This is a genomic window from Jeotgalicoccus sp. S0W5, assembly GCF_011634875.1.
Lineage (GTDB): Bacteria > Bacillota > Bacilli > Staphylococcales > Salinicoccaceae > Jeotgalicoccus > Jeotgalicoccus marinus.
The window spans coordinates 250,488-268,928 of sequence record NZ_SIRQ01000003.1 but is presented as its reverse complement, the minus strand read 5'-3'; the positions used below and the strand labels follow the sequence as shown (position 1 = coordinate 268,928).

Genomic DNA, 18,441 nt, shown 5'->3' with positions numbered 1-18,441 from the left:
TTATTGACCTAAACTCTCAATATAATCAACAATCGCTTGTTCATCTAATGGTAGTTTCTTCGGTTTTTCCATAGCTGTATCAATCGCTGTATCTGGGTCTTTAAGTCCGTTTCCTGTAAGTACAGTAACGACTGTTGTGCCTTTTTCAATTGACCCGTTATTCACTGATTTTATGACACCTGCAAGAGAAGCTGCGGACCCTGGTTCACAAAAGACACCTTCAGTTTGTGCAACTAATTTATAAGCGGATAAAATTTCATCATCTGTTACAGCATCAATTTTACCTTTTGATTCATCTCTCGCTTTTTCAGCCTTAGTCCAGGAAGCTGGATTACCGATACGAATCGCTGTACCAATTGTTTCTGGATTTTCAATAACTTTCCCTTTAACAATTGCAGCTGACCCTTCTGCTTCAAAGCCAAACATCTTTGGTAAACCAGATTGTTTTTGTTCATGGTATTCTTTAAATCCTTTCCAATAAGCAGCAATATTAGCTGCATTACCGACCGGAATTGCTAAATAATCTGGTGCTTTCCCTAATTCATCAACCACTTCAAAAGCTGCAGTCTTTTGACATTCAATACGGTATGGATTCAAGGAGTTTACTAATTCTACACCCTCATTTTTCAGAGCGATCTTACGCACAATTTTTAAGGCGTCGTCGAAATTACCATCAATAGATACCGTTTTCGCACCAGCCATCATCGCTTGTGATATTTTCCCTGCTGCTACCTTACCTTCAGGTAACACAACAATTGCATTAAGTCCTGCCCGAGCTGCATAGGCTGCAGCTGAAGCTGAAGTATTTCCTGTAGACGCACAGATTACAGTGTGTGCACCCTCTTCTTTAGCTTTTGCAACTGCAAGTACCATACCTCTATCTTTAAATGATCCTGTAGGATTCAAACCTTCGAATTTAGCATATAAATCGATGCCTAAAGTATCGGAAATTTTTTCTAATTTTACTAAAGGCGTGTTACCTTCAAATAAAGTGAGTTGAGGTGTCTGTTCTGTAATTGGTAAATATGCTCCGAATGCTTTAATTAGACCTTGCCATGCCATTATAAATCAGCCCCTAATATTTGGTATGAAACTTTTAATGTTAACTTGTTTGTAACTGTTATAAAAGATGATTCATCATCAACTGTTAAAATACAAACAGAGTTTTTATCATCTAAAATCTCATATGAAACGTTTTCACCATCTAGAACATTTTGAACTGTCTTAATGTCTTCACTAAAACGAATGTAATAATCTGCTTCAACTATGCTATTATTAATAACAGCAGTCGTTGTAGGTAAAGTTAATTGATTCACATCGATATTAAAGACGTTAATCATGTCACTTAGAACTGCTGAGGCCGTCTCTAAACTCCCTGCACCTGGTCCATAAAACATTGCTTCACCGATGCCATTACCTGTAATGTACACTGCATTTTTTTCATTTTTAACACTGCTCAGTTGATGGTTATTTGATATCAGTATTGGTGAAACAGATAAGTGATAAACCTCATTTACCGCTTCAGCTACCCCAAGTAACTTTAAAGTAAAGCCATTAGATTTAGCGATGTTAACATCTTTAATATCCACACCAGATATACCAGACATTGTGACTTGATTGAAGTCAAATTTCTTATGAAAGGCTAGTCTTGCTAACAATAAGATTTTTCTTCCGGCATCTATACCTTCAACATCTGCTGTAGGATCTGCTTCTGCATATCCAATATCTTGAGCTGTAGAAAGGGCTAATTCATAATCCCAACCCTCGTCTCTCATCTTAGTTAACATATAGTTTGTCGTACCGTTTAAAATTCCCATTACTTTATTAACTTTGTTACTGTTCAAGCTATATTTCATACTATTGATAATTGGAATACCACCAGCTACTGCCGCTTCATAAAGAATCTTAGTATTCGCTTCTATAGCTTTTTCCTCAAGTTCATCTATGTGTATTGCCAACATATCCTTATTCGCAGTGACGACAGGTATGCCTAATTCTAAAATCTGTAGTAAAAGGTCTTTAGTATCATCGATACCACCCATCACTTCAACGACTAAATCAATGTTATCTAAACTAATTTCTTCAATATTATCGGTCACATGAATGTCTGATACATCTACGTCTCTTACTTTTTTCGTATCAGACACTAAAATGTGTGTAATGGTAAAGGTAAGACCTGTTGTTTCTTTAATCAAGTCTTCATTTTCTCTGAATAGTTTGATCACACCACTACCAACGGTGCCCATTCCAAGTAAGGCAATTTTCTTTTCCATAATGACCTCCAATAATCTGTTATAGATTCTCATATTAGATGCGTTTTGAAAAAATTTCAAGACATTATTCAGAAAACTCTACACTTTTCTAAACTTTTCTTGTAATATAATAAACTAATAAAAATATATAAAAAAAGGTGTTAAATATGAAAGTAGCTAAATTCGGTGGAAGTTCCTTATCAAATGCAAGTCAAATTAACAAGGTTGCAGCAATCGTTAAAGGAGACAGTGACATTAAAACCATTGTCGTTAGTGCGCCTGGTAAACGTTTTGATGATGACGTTAAAGTCACAGATCTACTTATTGCGCTTTATACAAATAAAGTCGCAAATATGGATACTTCTAAGATAATAGATGAAATCATGGATCGCTATCGTTCAATCGCTGAAGAACTTTCTTTAGAGACAAAAATAGTCGAAAGTTTTGAGGCCATCTTAAATGACCGTTTAAACAATATAGAGGAACAAGCATATTTACTCGATGCGCTTAAATCATCTGGTGAAGATTTCAATGCTCAATTAATTAGTACATACCTCAATACGCTCGGCTTATCGAGTAAGTACGTCTCTCCAAAAGAAGCGGGTATTATCGTTTCAAATACACCTGCTAACGCACGCTTACTCCAATCATCTTATGATGAAATAAAAAAACTTAAAGACTATGAAGAAGATGTCTTAGTTATTCCAGGATTCTTTGGCTATTCAGAAGATGATGACATCATCACTTTTGCGAGAGGTGGATCAGATATAACTGGTGCGATCATTGCCCGAGGACTATCTGCAGATATTTATGAGAACTATACGGATGAGTCTTATATTTTTGCAGCACACCCAGGTATTATAGATAATCCTTATAAGATTAAAGAAATCACCTATAAAGAAATGCGAGAATTAGCCTATGCAGGTTTTGGTATCTTCCATGATGAAGCGCTTGAACCACTCTATCAGGAAAAAATCCCTGTCATGATTAGAAATACAAATGATCCAACTGTTGAAGGAACAAAAATTGTTGCCGAAAGAGCTTTAGATCCAAAAGTTCCGGTAATCGGCTTTTCATGTGATGAAGGTTTTATTTCCATAAACTTACACAAGTATCTTTTAAACAAGGAAGTCGGATTTACAAAGCGGATTTTACAAATACTTGAAGATTACAACATATCTTATGAGCATATGCCTTCAGGAATTGATGATATTTCAATCATCATACGTTCCAATCAATTTGAAGGCAACGACAATTTAGAACGTGTCATTGAAGATATCGACACACAACTAGAGCCTGAATGGATTGAAGTCGAAGATAATCTTAGTCTCTTATTCATTGTCGGACTTGGTATGGCTCGGCAGGTCGGAACCGTTCAGCGAGTGACTACCGCACTTGCTGACAGCAATATAAATATTCGTATGATGAATCAAGGTTCGACTGAATATAGTATGATGTTTACCATACAGTCACAGGATCATGTCCCTGCGATTAAAGCATTATTCAATCAGTTTTTCTAAGTCCTATACTTTAACTATTACTTTAGTTTATTCTATAATAGACTTAAGCGTTTTTTCATATAGGAGTGATGGTTTATGAGTCTGCAAACACGTGTGTCTTACATTAATCGCTACAGAGAAATTGCAATTGCAATTTCAAAAAGTGGCTTTGGTTATATTATTGAGGAGCTCGGCCTAGATAAGGTAATTTCCCTACCAAGAAGATTACTAATTCGTCAAAAAGATGATGAAGTTCAAGAATTAACCTATGCAGAGAGAATTCGCTTGTTTATCGAATCGATGGGGACCACCTTTATTAAGCTAGGTCAAATTGCTTCTACACGTGGTGACTTACTCCCACCAGAGCTCATTAAAGAACTTGAAAAACTACAGAGTCACGTGCCAAGTTTTCCGAGTGACAATGTGAAGACGATTATTGAAGATGCACTCGGCGCTCCAATGGATGAAATATTTATGATCTTTGATGAAGATCCAGTCGGGTCTGCCTCAATTGGTCAAGTTCACCGGGCAATGTTATTAAGTGGTGAAGATGTTGCCGTTAAGGTGCAACGTCCAAATATTGAAAAGACTGTCCGCACAGACCTTGAAATTCTCAGGCATTTAGCAACACTCGCTGAGTCAAATCTTGAGTGGGCAAGAAACTATCAAGTTACCGATATGATCGATGAATTTTCAACCGCTTTAATCAATGAATTAGATTATACGATTGAAGCGAGAAATATGGAACGCATAAGTAAAACTCATAAGCATGACAGTCGTGTAATCATCCCTGGTATTCATTGGGATTATACGACTAAAGAAGTTTTAGTGATGGACTTTATAAAAGGTACACCTATAAACCAATTCGATAAGCTCGATGCATTAAATATTGACCGAAGTAAAGTGGCAGACACACTAGCTAAGTCAATTTTTAAACAAATCTTTGAAGATGGCTACTTCCACGGTGATCCGCATCCAGGTAATGTCAGTGTGTTAAATGACGGCAGTCTCGTCTTTTTAGACTTTGGAATGATTGGTCGCTTGACAAGTGATTTAAAAAATAACTTTGGTTCATTACTGATTTCATTAATGAAAAAAGATGCATCAGGTGTTGTTAAATCTATCGTAAAAATGGGTGTTGTCCCAGCTGATGTCTCAATGAAAAAGTTAAATCGTGAAGCGGAAATCATGAGAGATAAATATTATGATGTTCCCTTATCCAAATTGAATTTCTCTGATGCAGTCAATGATTTATTTGGCATTGCGAATAAGTATAAAATTAAGTTACCTCAAGACTTCACAATACTAGCGAAGACACTCTTAACTCTAGAAGGTGTCGTCAGTAAGCTGGATCCAGACTTTAGTATTATGGACGTTGCTGAACCGTTTGGTAAGGCTTTATTACTTGAAAGATATAACCCTAAAAACTTAATCGATTTTCAAATCGATGAGCTCCAGCAAATTGGTACAGAACTTAGAGATGTAACTTCTAATGTGCACCAGTTTTCTAAAGGCTTAAAAAACTCTAATTTACCGATTGAAATTGATGTTAAAGGCCGTTCCCAATTTTCAAAACATCTAGATAGAGTCATTAACCGACTTAGTTTCTCTATTGTTTTACTTGCCTTTAGTATTGTCATGGTAGGACTTATAGTCGGCTCAGCTATACTCGGTGAAGGTAGTATTATTTTTAGAATACCTATCATTGAAATTGCAGCTATTTTTGCAATGGGCATGTTTATTTGGCTCCTCTGGTCAATCGTTAAATCAGGTAGGTTCTAAAGAATAGGTATATAAAAAATGCCCTTAGATTTTTTAATCTAGGGGCATTTAACATTTAGATATAAAACATATATCCATCAAATTCATCTGTATCATTGTCGATAATATCGTGTAAGGTCGTGTGATCTAACACATCGTTAACGGCATTACCAATACGTTTCCACAAGAAGCTTTCATTTTTACTCTCATGATCGTCGGAATCAACCACCATGACATTTTCTTCTACTGCAGAGAACACTTGCCCTACTGTTATTTCTTTTGGTGGATAATTTAGTTCATATCCCCCGTACGCACCTCTTGTACTTTTAACTAAACCATCTTTCTTTAAGTTAGCAACAATCTGTTCTAGATATAAATCACTAATATCTCTTTCTATTGCTACTGATTTTACACTACGTTTTTTTATGCCATATTCTTTTGCTAATGTCAGCATAAAATATAATCCATATCTACCTTTAGTGGATATTTTCATTGTTACACCTCTAAAATTTAAGTTCATAAAGATTTTGTATTATAATTAAATATAACATATCTTTAAAGTAAGGTGAAAAACTATGAATAACCAACCGTTAAGCTATCGAATGCGTCCTCAAAATATTGATGAAGTCCTAGGTCAGAACCATCTCGTCGGCCAAGGTGGTATTATAAGACGTATGGTCGACGCAAAAAGATTGTCATCAATGATTTTATATGGCCCACCGGGTATTGGTAAGACCAGTATAGCAAGTGCCATTGCTGGTTCAACTAAATATAAATTCCGCACTTTAAATGCGGTGACGGATACTAAGAAAGATATGCAGATTGTGGCAGAAGAAGGTAAAATGAGCGGGAGTGTCATCTTACTCTTAGATGAAATCCACAGGCTGGATAAGGCTAAACAAGATTTTCTTTTACCTCATTTAGAGAAAGGTACGATTATTCTAATTGGGGCGACAACCTCCAATCCCTACCATGCAATTAATCCCGCCATTCGCTCAAGAACTCAAATTTTTGAACTAAATCCATTAGAAACAGAGGATATTAAAACCGCAATCCAGAGAGCTCTTAACGATAGTGAACGTGGTTTAGCTGATTTAAATATAACAATTGAAGACGATGCAATTGAACACTTTGTTTCCTCTTCACATGGTGATGTAAGAAGTGCTTTAAATGCTCTAGAGCTTGCTGCCTTAAGTTCTAACAAAGAAGATGGTACTGTTAACATCACCTTGCAAGATGCCTTAGATTGTATGCAAAAATCAGCATTCTTACACGATAAAGACGGTGACATGCATTATGATGTAATGAGCGCCTTACAGAAATCTATTCGTGGTAGCGATGTCGATGCAGCGCTTCACTACCTAGCACGTTTAATTGAAGCTGGTGATTTGGTTACAATTGCAAGACGTATACTCGTCATTGCTTATGAAGATATTTCCCTTGCAAATCCAAACATCGCATCAAGAACACTTGATGCGATAATTGCTGCAGAACGACTTGGTTTTCCAGAAGCGCGTATTCCCTTGTCACAAGCTGTAATTGAGCTCGCCTTAACACCTAAATCAAATACAGCAATTACAAGTATTGATCAGGCATTATCTGACATACGTAAAGGAAAAACCGGTGCAATACCTCGCCATCTAAGGGATGGACATTATAAAGGTGCTAAGGAATTAGGTAATGCCATTGGCTACAAATACCCACATGATTATCCTAACCATGTTGTTAGTCAACAATATCTACCTGATGCGATTAAAAATAAGAGATATTATAAAGATGATGGCATTAGTAAATACGAGCAAACTTTAACCGAAACCTATCGCAAACTTAAAAATTTAAATAAATAAAGCGGTGTGGAAAATCCACACTGCTTTTTCTCATAAAAAATAACCACCAAGAAAACTTGGTGGCTACCGAAATACCCAACATAAGCCGTGTGTTATTGTTGATTATTTTGGCCTGCTATTTGCAGGTGGGTGCCCTGTTCCCAACTCCAAACGTCCTATTGCGTTCATAGGCTTGTTTTTCGAAGGAAAACCAATTAGGCTCCCGTTTAAAAAGGTGTTAGGTCAAAATATAATTCAACACATCACGAACTCTTCAGGAATTTCTATTAATATAATAATACCACAAAATATATAGAAGTAAACTAAAAAGTCTGAAAGCGCTTTAAAATACTTGGCAAACATCTATATGACAGTCTTCACAATTAATCATATGTCGTAGTTTTTCGATGTTATGTATTGTAATTACTTTATTTTCTATTGTAATCAATTCCTGCTGAATTAATTCTCTCAATAATCTATTAACGACCTCTCTAGAGGTTCCACACAATTGCCCCATCTCTTGGTTTGTAATCTTTGTTTTAATTACAATCCCTTTTGAAGTCTTTTCACCAAATGAATTGGATAAGCGAATTAAAGTTGAACAAAGTGCCCCAATTTTACCGTACATGATATTGTCTCGCATTTTAGTAATTGAGCGTTGTCGATCAATCTCTACCCAGTGCATCCATTCTGTTTTTATATCTTCATTTTCTAATATTAGAGTCTCAAATCTCTTTCTAGAAATTTTATAGATTTCTGTATTTACTTTTGCCTTAGCGTAAGTTGCATGAACTTTCGGTCCACAAAAGAGTGTTACAGCACCAAATATGCCTTTCTCACTAATTAAATTTGTGGCCAATTCAACACCTTCTGGTTGCATACGACTAATAAATACTTGTCCTTTTTTAATGGTGCATATGTAGGTTGTTTCATCACCTGGATAATAAATATAATCGCCTTTGTTAAAGCTCATTTTTGAGCCGTGAGTTTCTATAAGACTAATGAGTTGGTCAGGATAAAAAATTGTATTATTCATCATAATTTAACCTCCAGTCATTTGAGTAAATTTTATCATAAAGTGTGACAAATATCACTTTTTTCTGAGGCCTACTCGCTTACAATTTATGTATAGAAAACATTCGTAAAGAAGGTGAAAGTATGACTGAGAAGAAAAATTTAGACAAAAAGAACGAAGAAGATAGCCATCAAAATATGGATTTAAGAGGCACATTTATGATGGTACTTTTTCTCGGAGGTTTAATGTTACTCAGTTGGTTCGGTGCATTTATTTTATTCATGGAAAGGATGTAGGTTAACACATGCACAAGTTTGAGAAAATTTGGATTACGCTTGGGACCGGTTCTCTTGCGATATTTTTAATTATTTTAGGTATATCTGCAGTCCATGGTGGGCACACACCTGCTGCAAGTGGTATTGAAACTATAAATCCTGAACATGTCAGAGATGATGAACGATTTAAAGAGCCCGGACTCGTCGAGGCAACTTCTGGAGATCATGATTATGATTTATATTTTGTTGCGAGTGCTTTTATGTATGAACCAGGTGAAGTTGAAATTCCTGTGGGTTCTAAAGTTAAAGTCCATGTCACCAGCCCAGATGTTGTTCACGGCTTTCAAGTCGTTGGGACAAATATCAACATGATGGCTGAACCGGGTCTAATTTCCACATATGATATGACCTTTGATGAGCCTGGAGAACATCTAATACTCTGCAACGAATATTGTGGTGTCGGTCATGCTGATATGACATCTAAATTGAAAATCGTAGATGGAGGTACAACGAATGACTAATTTCACAACTGCTCAAATGTTTGCACCACACACTAAGGTAGATTCTAAAGATAGTAAACTTGTTTTAGCAAACATGTTTTGGGTTGCATTCGCCTTACTTATCGGTGGATCTGCTGGTCTCCTGCAGACCTTAGTACGTTCAGGTCAATTCGAATTACCTTTTGGTATCGGTTATTATCAACTTTTAACATTACACGGTGTTATACTTGCCTTAGTCATGACATTCTTCTTTATAATGGGCTTTCAAATTGCTGCGCTTTCAAGAACTGCAGGTCCGTTAAACAACAAAGAACGTCGACTCGGTTGGATTGGCTTTTGGGTAATGACTGTCGGTACGCTTATGGCCGCGGTGATGATTGCGACTAATGAAGCTTCAGTTTTATATACTTTTTATGCACCGCTTCAAGCACATGTTATTTTCTATATTGGATTAACGCTAGTCATCGTTGGTACATGGTTGTCTGCTTTAGGCCAAATGATGCGTTACTTCCGTTGGCGCAAAGAGAATAAAGGACAAAAGACACCTTTACTGAGCTATATGACAGCTGTAAATAACCTTATGTGGTATGTCTGTACAATAGGTGTTGCAACAACAGTACTATTCCAATTTATTCCTTGGTCCGTTGGTTGGGTTGAGACAATAAATATTACACTAAGTCGTACCTTATTCTGGTATTTTGGTCATGCCTTGGTTTACTTCTGGCTCTTACCTGCTTACATGGTATGGTACGCAGTGATGCCAAAAATATTAGGTACAAAAGGATTCTCAGATAAACTAGCGCGTCTTGCTTTTGTATTATTCTTATTCTTCAGTATCCCAGTTGGTATTCACCACCAACTCGTTGATCCTGGTATTGATGCATTTTGGAAAGGACTACAAGTTGTTCTAACTTTCATGGTTATTATTCCATCCTTAATGACTGCCTTTAGTATGTTTGCTGTATTTGAAACTTATGGACGTAACAAAGGCGCCACTGGTTTATTAGATTGGTTTAAAAAATTACCATGGTCTGATGCACGATTTGTGCTGGTATTTATAGGTATGCTCTTCTTCGTTCCAGGTGGACTTGGAGGTATTATTAATGCATCCGGTCAAATGAACCAATTGGTACACAATACGATTTGGATTGTGGGTCACTTCCACATCACAGTAGGTGCACCTGTCGTACTTACCTACTTCGCAGCAATGTTATTTTTACTTCCACATATTACAGGACATAAAATCGACCGCATTGCGAACAGATTGGGACTGATGCTCGCTTACACATGGGCACTGGGTATGGGTATTATGTCTGCAGCTATGCACTTTGCAGGATTAAGAGGCGCTCCACGTCGTTCAACCTTCTCTGAATACGGCGGTGCGCCAGTCGCAGAAGAATGGATTACTTATCAGGTCATGCAAGCCGTCGGGGGTTCTTTCTTATTCATTGCAATTATTATCGCAATACTAATGTTCCTGAAATTGATTACTGGACCAAAAACAGATGAAATTGAAGAATTTCCTGTCGCAGAATTCCTTGATCAGAATGATCCGCCAGTCAGATGGGTCGATAATTGGAGGCTGCTCTTTATAATTACAGCCTTTTTAGTACTAATTGCCTACACGGTACCAATCACACAAATGTTTACAGAGAACATTCCAGGTGCTAAAGGCTTTAAGTTATGGTAGCAAAATAAAAATGGTGTGAACATCTTAAACAATGGATGTTCATACCATTTTTTATATTGCCTGCTTGTTTTTCATAAATAAAGTTTAATTTTCTTTTAATCGACTCTTTGTAATATAACGGAACATTGGTATAACTGATTGTATCAGTATGCCGACAATAACAAAACCAAACATCACACCAGAAAGTGTAATAATATAATATTCGAACTCTCCTAAGTCTTGCCAGAATGGCCGGTCAATAGTGTAGAAGTAATTACTACCTATTGATTTATTTAATAAGTGTGCAACTGTCATATATACCATAAAACCTAATGCAGAAATTATTGAACCTTTGATATTAGGTACAAAGCCATTAATGGCATGTCTGATATATGGATATACGATAATTAAACTATGCAGGATAAAGAATGTTACACCAAGCATGTGGAATGGTGATGAGATGCCTACAGGATAGATGAATGATGCGTAAGCAAAAATTCCCCAATAAAAAATAATTTGATCCAACCAAGCTTTGTTTACAAAGAACTGAATGATAATCAGATAGCAAACTAAACGGCAAATGTGCAATGGTAAGGACTCAGTTAATGAATAATCAGTGAATCCGACAAAGTAAATGACACTCAGAACGCGCTGTAAAACGGCAAATGAAAGTATTATCACCATTGCCTTTTTTGGTTCTTCTTTTACCCACCATCTGTTCTTGATTAAAAATGCAATAACTAGGGCAAATCCAATCAAATAAATGATGTGCTCTAAACTGCCGAGTTCAATTGTCGCTGCATTTGGATCAACGAATGTTTGCATTCCCCGCCTCCATAATTTTAAAAATAGACTGAGATGAATTCATCTCAGTCTAAGTGTAAACAATTTTCGTCTTATTTGCCAATGTCTAAATCAATATTTAACTCTTTTAATTGAGCTTTAGAAACTTCAGAAGGTGCTTGCATCATTAAATCACTTGCATTTTGCGTCTTAGGAAAGGCAATAACATCTCTGATATTATCAGATCCTGTTAATAGCATTACAAAGCGGTCTAACCCATAAGCAATACCACCATGTGGTGGTGCACCATATTGGAAGGCTTCAATTAGGAAACCAAACTGTCTGTCTCTTTCCTCATCAGTAAATCCAAGTGCTTTAAACATTTTTTCTTGAAGACTTGAGTCTGAAATACGAATCGATCCACCACCGAGTTCATAGCCGTTTAAAACAATGTCGTAGGCGTTTGCTTTTACTTCTTCAGGTGCTGTTTCTAGTTTATCAATATCTTCTTCTCTAGGTGAAGTAAATGGATGGTGGGCCGCAAAATAACGTTCAAGTTCTTCGTCGTATTCTAGTAATGGCCAGTCGGTTACCCATATGAAGTTAAATTGTTCTGGGTCGATCAATCCTAAATCTTTACCTAATTTATTTCTTAAGTTACCTAGGCTTGCATGTACAACAGAAGTTTTATCTGCAACGAATAGGACAAGGTCATCAGTTTTAAGGTCAAGTTTTTTAAATAATTCCTTTTGACTTTCATCATCAAAGAATTTTGCAATTGGACCTTGTAACCCTTCTTCACTGACCTTCAACCAGGCGAGACCCTTAGCACCGTAATTTTTAACGAATGCTTCAAGCTTATCAATATCCTTACGTGAATAGTTTTTAGCTTGGCCCTCTAGTACTAAAGCATTCACCATACCTCCGCTTTCTACTGCAGATGAGAATACTTTAAAGTCTGATGTCTTAGCAAATTCACTAATATCTTGTAGTTCTAAAGCAAAACGCGTATCGGGTTTATCTACCCCGTATCTCGCCATTGCTTCATCGTAAGTGATTCGGCTAAATGGTGCAGGCACATCAATATTTTTAACCTTTTTCATAACAAACTGAATTAACCGTTCATTCATCTCAATCATATCTTCTATGTTAGTAAATGATTTTTCAATGTCTATCTGTGTAAATTCTGGCTGACGGTCTGCTCGTAAATCTTCATCTCTAAAGCATTTAACGATTTGGTAATACCTTTCTAGACCAGACAACATTAATAGTTGCTTATAGATTTGTGGCGATTGTGGTAGTGCATAAAATTCTCCTGGATGTACTCTAGAAGGTACAAGATAATCTCTCGCACCCTCAGGAGATGATTTAGATAAAACAGGTGTTTCAATATCCATGAAATCTTCTTTATCTAAGAAATTTCTGACAGCTTTATTAATTTTATATCTCGTACGTAAAATATTTTGTAGTTTTTTACGACGGAGGTCAATATAACGATATTTTAACCGTGTATCTTCATTTACCTTGTCTTCGCTCACTTGAAACGGTGGCGTCTTAGCTTTTGCTAAGATTTCAATGTCACTCGCTAAAATTTCAATGTCACCAGATGGAATATTTTTATTCACTTGAGATTCATCTCGTTTGATTACTTCACCATGAATACTCACAACATATTCTGTGCGGATTGTATCTGCAATCTTAAGCGCTTCAAGAGACACATCTGGGTTGAAGACGACCTGCACTTGCCCTTTTAAGTCACGCATATCAATAAAAATTAATCCACCTAAATCACGACGCTTTTGTACCCATCCTTGTATATGAACCTGCTCACCATCCTTGTCTAAGGTCACTTCATTTGAAAATATTCTTGTCATTTATTGGTCCTCCAAAAATTGTATTAATTCGTCGAATTTCACATTTTTACTATTGCCAGTATCCATCTCTTTGATATCAACCGATTCACTACTTAACTCATCATCACCTAAGACGATGGTATAACGTGCATTTTTTCGGTCTGCGTCTTTCATCTGAGCTTTCAGTTTTCGATTTTCATAATCCATTTCTGCACTAATATTGTTTTTTCTAAGCTTGTGAAGTAAAGTACTTGCAACATCACGCGCTTCATCAGTCATTGTACAAATGTATAGTTCAATGCCACTTTCATCTGGAATTGTGATACCTTCAGCTTCTAGTGCCAAAAGTAGACGTTCAATACTTAAGGCAAAGCCAATACCCGTTTTTTGTGGCCCATCTAACAGCTCTAAGAGTCCATTATAACGACCGCCACCACATAAAGTTGTTATGGCTCCGAATCCTTCAGAATCACTCATTAACTCAAAGGCAGTATGCGTATAGTAATCTAAACCACGTACGAGATTATAATCTACTTCGTACTCGATATCTAAATCATCTAGTTTGTTTTTTACTGCCTCAAAGTATGCTTTTGATTCGTCATTCAGATAATCGTACATTCTCGGAGCCGTTTGAACAAGTTCATGGTCCTTATCCTTCTTACAGTCTAGAATTCGCATTGGATTGGTGTTAATTCTGCTTTGACAATCACTACAAAATTCACCAATTCTTGGAGAAAAATGCTCAACCAAGGCTTTATTATATTCATTTCTAGAATCGATATCACCAATTGAATTTATCTTAAGCTTAAGCTTTTTCAAGCCAAATGATTGGTAAATATTCATCAACATACTGATGACTTCAACATCGATTAATGGATCCTCTACACCAATTGCTTCTATACCAAATTGAACGAATTGACGATATCTACCTTTTTGCTTTCTTTCATAACGAAACATCGGTGCTAAATAATAAAGTTTTGTGGGTTGCTCAACATCATGTTGCATCTTATTCTCTATATAACTTCTTACCACGGGAGCAGTACCTTCAGGGCGCAATGTTAGACTACGATCACCCTTATCTTGGAAGGTATACATTTCCTTATTGACGATATCAGTTGATCCGCCGACACCTCTGACAAAAAGTTCAGTTGATTCGAACACAGGTGTGCGAATTTCTTTATAGTTATAACTTTTAGCAACTTCAGCTAGTTTTTTTTCTATAAACTGCCACTTATAAGATTCCGACGGTAAAATATCTTGGGTACCTCTTGGTACTTGAATCATATTATCTCTCCTAAATAAATTATTTAAATACAAAAAAACCTTATACCAAAAATGGTATAAGGGACGAAATGGTCGTGGTGCCACCCTATGTTCAGTACGAGTATCGTACTCTCAAGACAGATAACGGTTGTTGCCGCTTATTTTCAGATGTGTGAGCAAAGTGTCGGCCAATATCTTTTTAAGCATTCACTTCCAGCCTAGGTGAATTTCTCTATTGCTTTTTATATAGATACTCTCTTTGCAAAATTAATTATTTATAATTAGTCTCTTAATAATAGTCAGAATTATTGTTTATGTCAAGTTATCTATGAACATAAGAATTAATACCTTCTATTAACGCTGTCACCATCTTATCTTGATATTCCGTTTCATTTAAGATATAGTCATCAAACTCATTTGAAAGATAACCGAGTTCAACTAAAACCCCAGGATAATCTAACTGCCATGTGACCTGATAGTTCATCGTTTGATTCCCACGATTATAAAGGAATGAATGTCGATCTAAGGCTTCATTTAAATGTTGACCGAAGGCTTCTTGTTCTGGATAAGTATAAAAAGTAGTAAAACCAGATATAGCAGGATCATCAAAAGCATCACTATGTAAGCTTATAAATAAATCTGCTTCAACCTTCCTATCGTCTAAACTCTTCGTTTCTTCTTCGCCGCGTGTCATAATGACTTCAGCACCTGAATCCTCTAAAGTGGTCTGTAACTTAGAAGCAATCGAATAGACAACATTATCTTCATTTTCACCGTACTGACTTGGTGCACCCGGATCTTCACCGCCATGGCCAGGATCAAGCGCCACAGTGACCCCACTTAAATCATAGGTTGGTGCTTCTGTTTCATTTGAAAAATCCATTGTAATTGTTTGTTCAGGTTCATGAATCACCGTTCTGTATATATAAACAGCTAAATATAAAATTCCAACTGCAATAATTAAAATGAATAAAGGCTTTACATATAAATGTTTTTTATATTTTAAGAAATATAAAATATTCGATACTACTTTTTTAAAAAATGCTTTGATTGTATCCATCAGACTATTTTTCCATCCACAGCTTCATAGATGAGTGTAATCGGACCGTCATTCACAATTCTAACGTCCATATGTTCACCAAAGAAACCTTCTTTAACTATGAGTCCCTCATCTCTTAAACCTTCATTGAATGCTTGATATAAATCTTTTGCCACGTCACCAGATGCAGCATCGGTAAAGCTCGGTCGATTCCCTTTTTTCAATGAAGCATATAAGGTGAACTGAGAGATACTTAAGATTTGACCGCCTACTTCTTGGATTGATCGATTGATTTTACCTTCTGCGTCTTCGAACACACGAGCACTGGCAATTTTTTTAGCGAGTGCCTTGGCATCAGCTACAGTGGATGATTGACTCACACCTACTAATAAGCAATAGCCATCATTGATCTCATTATACATTTCGTTATTGCTAACTAATGCATGTGATACTTTTTGTAATACAATCTTCATCGTCATCCCTCACTTAAATACGCGTTCAACGCTGTATATATCTTGTAATTGTCTAATTCTATCTACAACACGGTGTAAGTCATGTTTGTTCGGTACCATAATCGATAAACTTACCCTAGCTTGTTTTGTTTCATCAGCTAAGCCATTTACTCTCGTAATTGGCACTTTTAAGCTTGAAATTAAATTTAGTATTTCATTGACTAGGCCATTTCGGTCATAACCAGTAATTTCTAAATCAACTTGATATCGCTTGTTCTCTTCTTTGTTTCCAACCCATTCTACATCAATTAAACGCTCAGTTTCATTGATAATGTTTGGACATGTACTAACGTGTACTTTCACACCGTGTCCCTTAGTAATGTAGCCGATAATGTCATCACCAGGAATTGGATTACAACATTTGGATAAGTTGATCAACATATTATCCATGCCTTCAACATAGACACCGGATTCAGTTGCTATATCTTTATATTCCTTAGTTCTGTCTATCTCTTCAACATTATTGGATTTAAGTTCTGCTTCTTTTGCCTTAACCTTTTCTAATAAGCGGTTAGTCACTTGGTTAGCAGTTACTCCTCCAAAACCGATCATCGCGAAAAGGTCATCAGCCTCACGTAAATTATAGCGGTCTAAGACGGCATCAATATAATTTTCTTTCCATATTTCATCAGGATTATAACCACGTTCTTTGATTTCTGCCTCTACAGCAGTTCGCCCTTTTTCTATATTTAAAGCCTTATCTTGTTTCTTAAAGAATGACCGTATCTTATTTCGAGCAGAAGATGTTTTTACCATCTTAAGCCAGTCAATACTTGGACCATATGATTGTTTACTTGTTCTAATTTCTAAGATGTCACCAGTTTCTAACTCATGATCAATCGGAACAATTTTACCATTCACCTTCGCTCCAACCATCTTATTACCCACTTCTGAGTGAACCTGATAGGCAAAATCAATCGGTATGGCACCTTTAGGTAATTCAATGACATCACCATCTGGTGTAAAGACATATACTTTATCACTCAATAAGTCAGTTTTTAAGGCTGCCATAAATTCTTCGGCATCTGGATTATCAGAAACATTTCCTACTATTTCTTTAAACCAGTTTAGCCTAGAATCTAGCGATACTTTCGATGCATCAACACCTTCTTTATAGGCCCAATGTGCAGCGACCCCGTGCTCAGCAATTTCATGCATTTCATGGGTTCGAATTTGTATTTCCAATGGATCACCATTCGGCCCAACGACCGTCGTATGTAGCGATTGATACATATTCGGTTTCGGCATAGCAATATAGTCTTTAAATCGTCCTGGCATCGGTCGCCATATAGTATGAATAATACCAAGTGCTGCATAACAATCCTTCACATCGTCTACTAAGACACGAATTGCAAGTAAATCAAAGATTTGCTCAAAATTCTTTGCCTGTTTTTGCATCTTTTTATAGATACTATAGATGTGTTTAGGTCGTCCAGACAGATTATGATTGACTTGACTATCTGTAAGCTCAAGGTCAATCTTTTCAATTGCTTCATTGATAACATTTTCTCTCTCACTACGCTTTTTCTTCATCAGGCTAACAATACGGAAATATTGACCAGGTTCAATGTATCTTAGTGAAGTATCTTCTAGCTCCCATTTAATACTTGAGATACCAAGTCGATGTGCTAGTGGTGCATAGATTTCTAATGTTTCCTTAGAAATTCTCACCTGCTTTTCCTCAGGCATTGCCTTTAGCGTTCTCATATTGTGTAAGCGGTCTGCCAGCTTAACTAAAATAACTCTTATGTCTTTAGCTATTGCAATGAAGAGCTTACGGTGGTTTTCAGCTTGCTGCTCTTGATGAGAACGATATTTTACTTTTTCTAATTTTGTTACACCATCTACAATAACCGCAACTTCTTCATTAAACATCTCTGCAAGATCATCAAATGTATACGGCGTATCTTCTACGACATCGTGAAGAAAGCCTGCGATAATTGTTGGTGCATCTAGTTTTAATTCTGTTAAAATGCCTGCAACTTGGACAGGATGTGCAATGTACGGCAGACCATTTTTACGGAATTGCCCCTCATGAGCTTCTTTTGCAAGACCATATGCTTTTTTAATAAGACGGACATCGCTGTCATCTATGTATTCACTGCACATGTTGAATACGTCTTTCGCACTATATGGGTATTCCTTATCCATGATCAGACCGCCCTTCTTAAATTAGATATAGCATAATAATACT

General features: G+C 36.4%; 16 protein-coding genes and 1 other RNA gene. 6 read left to right on the top strand and 11 right to left on the bottom strand.

The genetic code is table 11. The annotated features are described in order from the left end of the window. A complete protein-coding gene (thrC, locus tag EYB29_RS03635) occupies positions 1 to 1,062 on the bottom strand; it encodes a threonine synthase (protein ID WP_026866471.1) in 1,062 nt (353 codons plus the stop codon). Then, complete coding sequence (locus tag EYB29_RS03630; RefSeq protein WP_166626612.1) at positions 1,062 to 2,273, bottom strand: homoserine dehydrogenase; 1,212 nt, start codon at positions 2,271 to 2,273, stop codon at positions 1,062 to 1,064. Before EYB29_RS03630 ends, thrC begins: the two co-directional genes overlap by 1 nt. A gap of 146 nt (positions 2,274 to 2,419) precedes the next feature. On the opposite strand from EYB29_RS03630, the gene EYB29_RS03625 reads away from it, so the two are divergent. Together EYB29_RS03625 and EYB29_RS03620 are read left to right on the top strand one after the other, a co-directional pair. Continuing rightward, a complete protein-coding gene (locus EYB29_RS03625) occupies positions 2,420 to 3,772 on the top strand; it encodes an aspartate kinase (RefSeq protein ID WP_166626611.1) in 1,353 nt (450 codons plus the stop codon). 75 nt (positions 3,773 to 3,847) lie between these two features. Beyond that, on the top strand, positions 3,848 to 5,533 hold the full coding sequence (locus tag EYB29_RS03620) for an ABC1 kinase family protein (protein WP_166626610.1): 1,686 nt from the start codon (positions 3,848 to 3,850) through the stop codon (positions 5,531 to 5,533). A 55-nt stretch (positions 5,534 to 5,588) separates the two neighbouring features. Here the strand turns inward: EYB29_RS03620 and EYB29_RS03615 are convergent, their stop codons facing one another. Continuing rightward, positions 5,589 to 6,005, bottom strand: a complete 417-nt coding sequence (locus EYB29_RS03615; protein WP_026866474.1) for an RrF2 family transcriptional regulator — start codon at positions 6,003 to 6,005, stop codon at positions 5,589 to 5,591. An 82-nt stretch (positions 6,006 to 6,087) separates the two neighbouring features. Here EYB29_RS03615 and EYB29_RS03610 point away from each other — a divergent pair, with 82 nt between their 5' ends. Next, the gene (locus EYB29_RS03610; protein ID WP_166626609.1) at positions 6,088 to 7,359 is read left to right on the top strand and encodes a replication-associated recombination protein A; all 1,272 of its coding nucleotides are present in this window, start codon (positions 6,088 to 6,090) and stop codon (positions 7,357 to 7,359) included. 68 nt (positions 7,360 to 7,427) lie between these two features. Here EYB29_RS03610 and ssrS read toward each other — a convergent pair. Both ssrS and EYB29_RS03600 read right to left on the bottom strand, forming a co-directional pair. Next, positions 7,428 to 7,622, bottom strand: a non-coding RNA gene (gene ssrS / locus EYB29_RS03605) — 6S RNA. 59 nt (positions 7,623 to 7,681) lie between these two features. Then, positions 7,682 to 8,377 carry a Crp/Fnr family transcriptional regulator gene (locus EYB29_RS03600; protein ID WP_051220472.1) on the bottom strand — a complete coding sequence of 232 codons (696 nt, stop codon included), beginning with the start codon at positions 8,375 to 8,377 and terminating at the stop codon, positions 7,682 to 7,684. Positions 8,378 to 8,496: 119 nt separating this feature from the next. On the opposite strand from EYB29_RS03600, the gene EYB29_RS11565 reads away from it, so the two are divergent. The 3 genes from EYB29_RS11565 to EYB29_RS03585 are packed head-to-tail and all read left to right on the top strand — an operon-like array spanning position 8,497 to position 10,818. Continuing rightward, positions 8,497 to 8,649: a cytochrome c oxidase subunit 2A gene (locus EYB29_RS11565; protein ID WP_240921823.1), complete on the top strand. Its 153-nt coding sequence runs from the start codon at positions 8,497 to 8,499 to the stop codon at positions 8,647 to 8,649. A gap of 8 nt (positions 8,650 to 8,657) precedes the next feature. Continuing rightward, entirely contained in the window at positions 8,658 to 9,149 is a 492-nt protein-coding gene (locus EYB29_RS03590; RefSeq protein WP_026866477.1) for a cytochrome c oxidase subunit II, read from the top strand. A gap of 16 nt (positions 9,150 to 9,165) precedes the next feature. Next, positions 9,166 to 10,818: a b(o/a)3-type cytochrome-c oxidase subunit 1 gene (locus EYB29_RS03585; RefSeq protein ID WP_026866478.1), complete on the top strand. Its 1,653-nt coding sequence runs from the start codon at positions 9,166 to 9,168 to the stop codon at positions 10,816 to 10,818. A gap of 84 nt (positions 10,819 to 10,902) precedes the next feature. Here the strand turns inward: EYB29_RS03585 and EYB29_RS03580 are convergent, their stop codons facing one another. The 6 genes from EYB29_RS03580 to EYB29_RS03555 form a co-directional block, all read right to left on the bottom strand. Next, positions 10,903 to 11,622 carry a YwaF family protein gene (locus tag EYB29_RS03580; RefSeq protein WP_166626608.1) on the bottom strand — a complete coding sequence of 240 codons (720 nt, stop codon included), beginning with the start codon at positions 11,620 to 11,622 and terminating at the stop codon, positions 10,903 to 10,905. A 71-nt stretch (positions 11,623 to 11,693) separates the two neighbouring features. Then, positions 11,694 to 13,454: an aspartate--tRNA ligase gene (gene aspS, locus EYB29_RS03575; RefSeq protein ID WP_166626607.1), complete on the bottom strand. Its 1,761-nt coding sequence runs from the start codon at positions 13,452 to 13,454 to the stop codon at positions 11,694 to 11,696. Next, complete coding sequence (gene hisS, locus EYB29_RS03570; RefSeq protein WP_166626606.1) at positions 13,455 to 14,717, bottom strand: histidine--tRNA ligase; 1,263 nt, start codon at positions 14,715 to 14,717, stop codon at positions 13,455 to 13,457. Between the two features lie 301 nt (positions 14,718 to 15,018). Beyond that, the gene (locus EYB29_RS03565) at positions 15,019 to 15,756 is read right to left on the bottom strand and encodes an N-acetylmuramoyl-L-alanine amidase family protein (protein ID WP_166626605.1); all 738 of its coding nucleotides are present in this window, start codon (positions 15,754 to 15,756) and stop codon (positions 15,019 to 15,021) included. Continuing rightward, complete coding sequence (gene dtd / locus EYB29_RS03560) at positions 15,756 to 16,208, bottom strand: D-aminoacyl-tRNA deacylase (RefSeq protein ID WP_166626604.1); 453 nt, start codon at positions 16,206 to 16,208, stop codon at positions 15,756 to 15,758. The genes EYB29_RS03565 and dtd overlap by 1 nt, the downstream gene beginning before the upstream one ends. A gap of 9 nt (positions 16,209 to 16,217) precedes the next feature. Beyond that, entirely contained in the window at positions 16,218 to 18,398 is a 2,181-nt protein-coding gene (locus EYB29_RS03555; RefSeq protein WP_166626603.1) for a RelA/SpoT family protein, read from the bottom strand. Positions 18,399 to 18,441: the final 43 nt, after the last annotated feature.

What these genes read in the sequence shown, in the direction of transcription:
- thrC (WP_026866471.1), bottom strand. Translation starts at nt 1,062, where the DNA reads ATGGCATGGCAAGGTCTAATTAAAGCATTCGGAGCATATTTACCAATT.
- EYB29_RS03630 (WP_166626612.1), bottom strand. Translation starts at nt 2,273, where the DNA reads ATGGAAAAGAAAATTGCCTTACTTGGAATGGGCACCGTTGGTAGTGGT.
- EYB29_RS03625 (WP_166626611.1), top strand. Translation starts at nt 2,420, where the DNA reads ATGAAAGTAGCTAAATTCGGTGGAAGTTCCTTATCAAATGCAAGTCAA.
- EYB29_RS03620 (WP_166626610.1), top strand. Translation starts at nt 3,848, where the DNA reads ATGAGTCTGCAAACACGTGTGTCTTACATTAATCGCTACAGAGAAATT.
- EYB29_RS03615 (WP_026866474.1), bottom strand. Translation starts at nt 6,005, where the DNA reads ATGAAAATATCCACTAAAGGTAGATATGGATTATATTTTATGCTGACA.
- EYB29_RS03610 (WP_166626609.1), top strand. Translation starts at nt 6,088, where the DNA reads ATGAATAACCAACCGTTAAGCTATCGAATGCGTCCTCAAAATATTGAT.
- EYB29_RS03600 (WP_051220472.1), bottom strand. Translation starts at nt 8,377, where the DNA reads ATGATGAATAATACAATTTTTTATCCTGACCAACTCATTAGTCTTATA.
- EYB29_RS11565 (WP_240921823.1), top strand. Translation starts at nt 8,497, where the DNA reads ATGACTGAGAAGAAAAATTTAGACAAAAAGAACGAAGAAGATAGCCAT.
- EYB29_RS03590 (WP_026866477.1), top strand. Translation starts at nt 8,658, where the DNA reads ATGCACAAGTTTGAGAAAATTTGGATTACGCTTGGGACCGGTTCTCTT.
- EYB29_RS03585 (WP_026866478.1), top strand. Translation starts at nt 9,166, where the DNA reads ATGTTTGCACCACACACTAAGGTAGATTCTAAAGATAGTAAACTTGTT.
- EYB29_RS03580 (WP_166626608.1), bottom strand. Translation starts at nt 11,622, where the DNA reads ATGCAAACATTCGTTGATCCAAATGCAGCGACAATTGAACTCGGCAGT.
- aspS (WP_166626607.1), bottom strand. Translation starts at nt 13,454, where the DNA reads ATGACAAGAATATTTTCAAATGAAGTGACCTTAGACAAGGATGGTGAG.
- hisS (WP_166626606.1), bottom strand. Translation starts at nt 14,717, where the DNA reads ATGATTCAAGTACCAAGAGGTACCCAAGATATTTTACCGTCGGAATCT.
- EYB29_RS03565 (WP_166626605.1), bottom strand. Translation starts at nt 15,756, where the DNA reads ATGGATACAATCAAAGCATTTTTTAAAAAAGTAGTATCGAATATTTTA.
- dtd (WP_166626604.1), bottom strand. Translation starts at nt 16,208, where the DNA reads ATGAAGATTGTATTACAAAAAGTATCACATGCATTAGTTAGCAATAAC.
- EYB29_RS03555 (WP_166626603.1), bottom strand. Translation starts at nt 18,398, where the DNA reads ATGGATAAGGAATACCCATATAGTGCGAAAGACGTATTCAACATGTGC.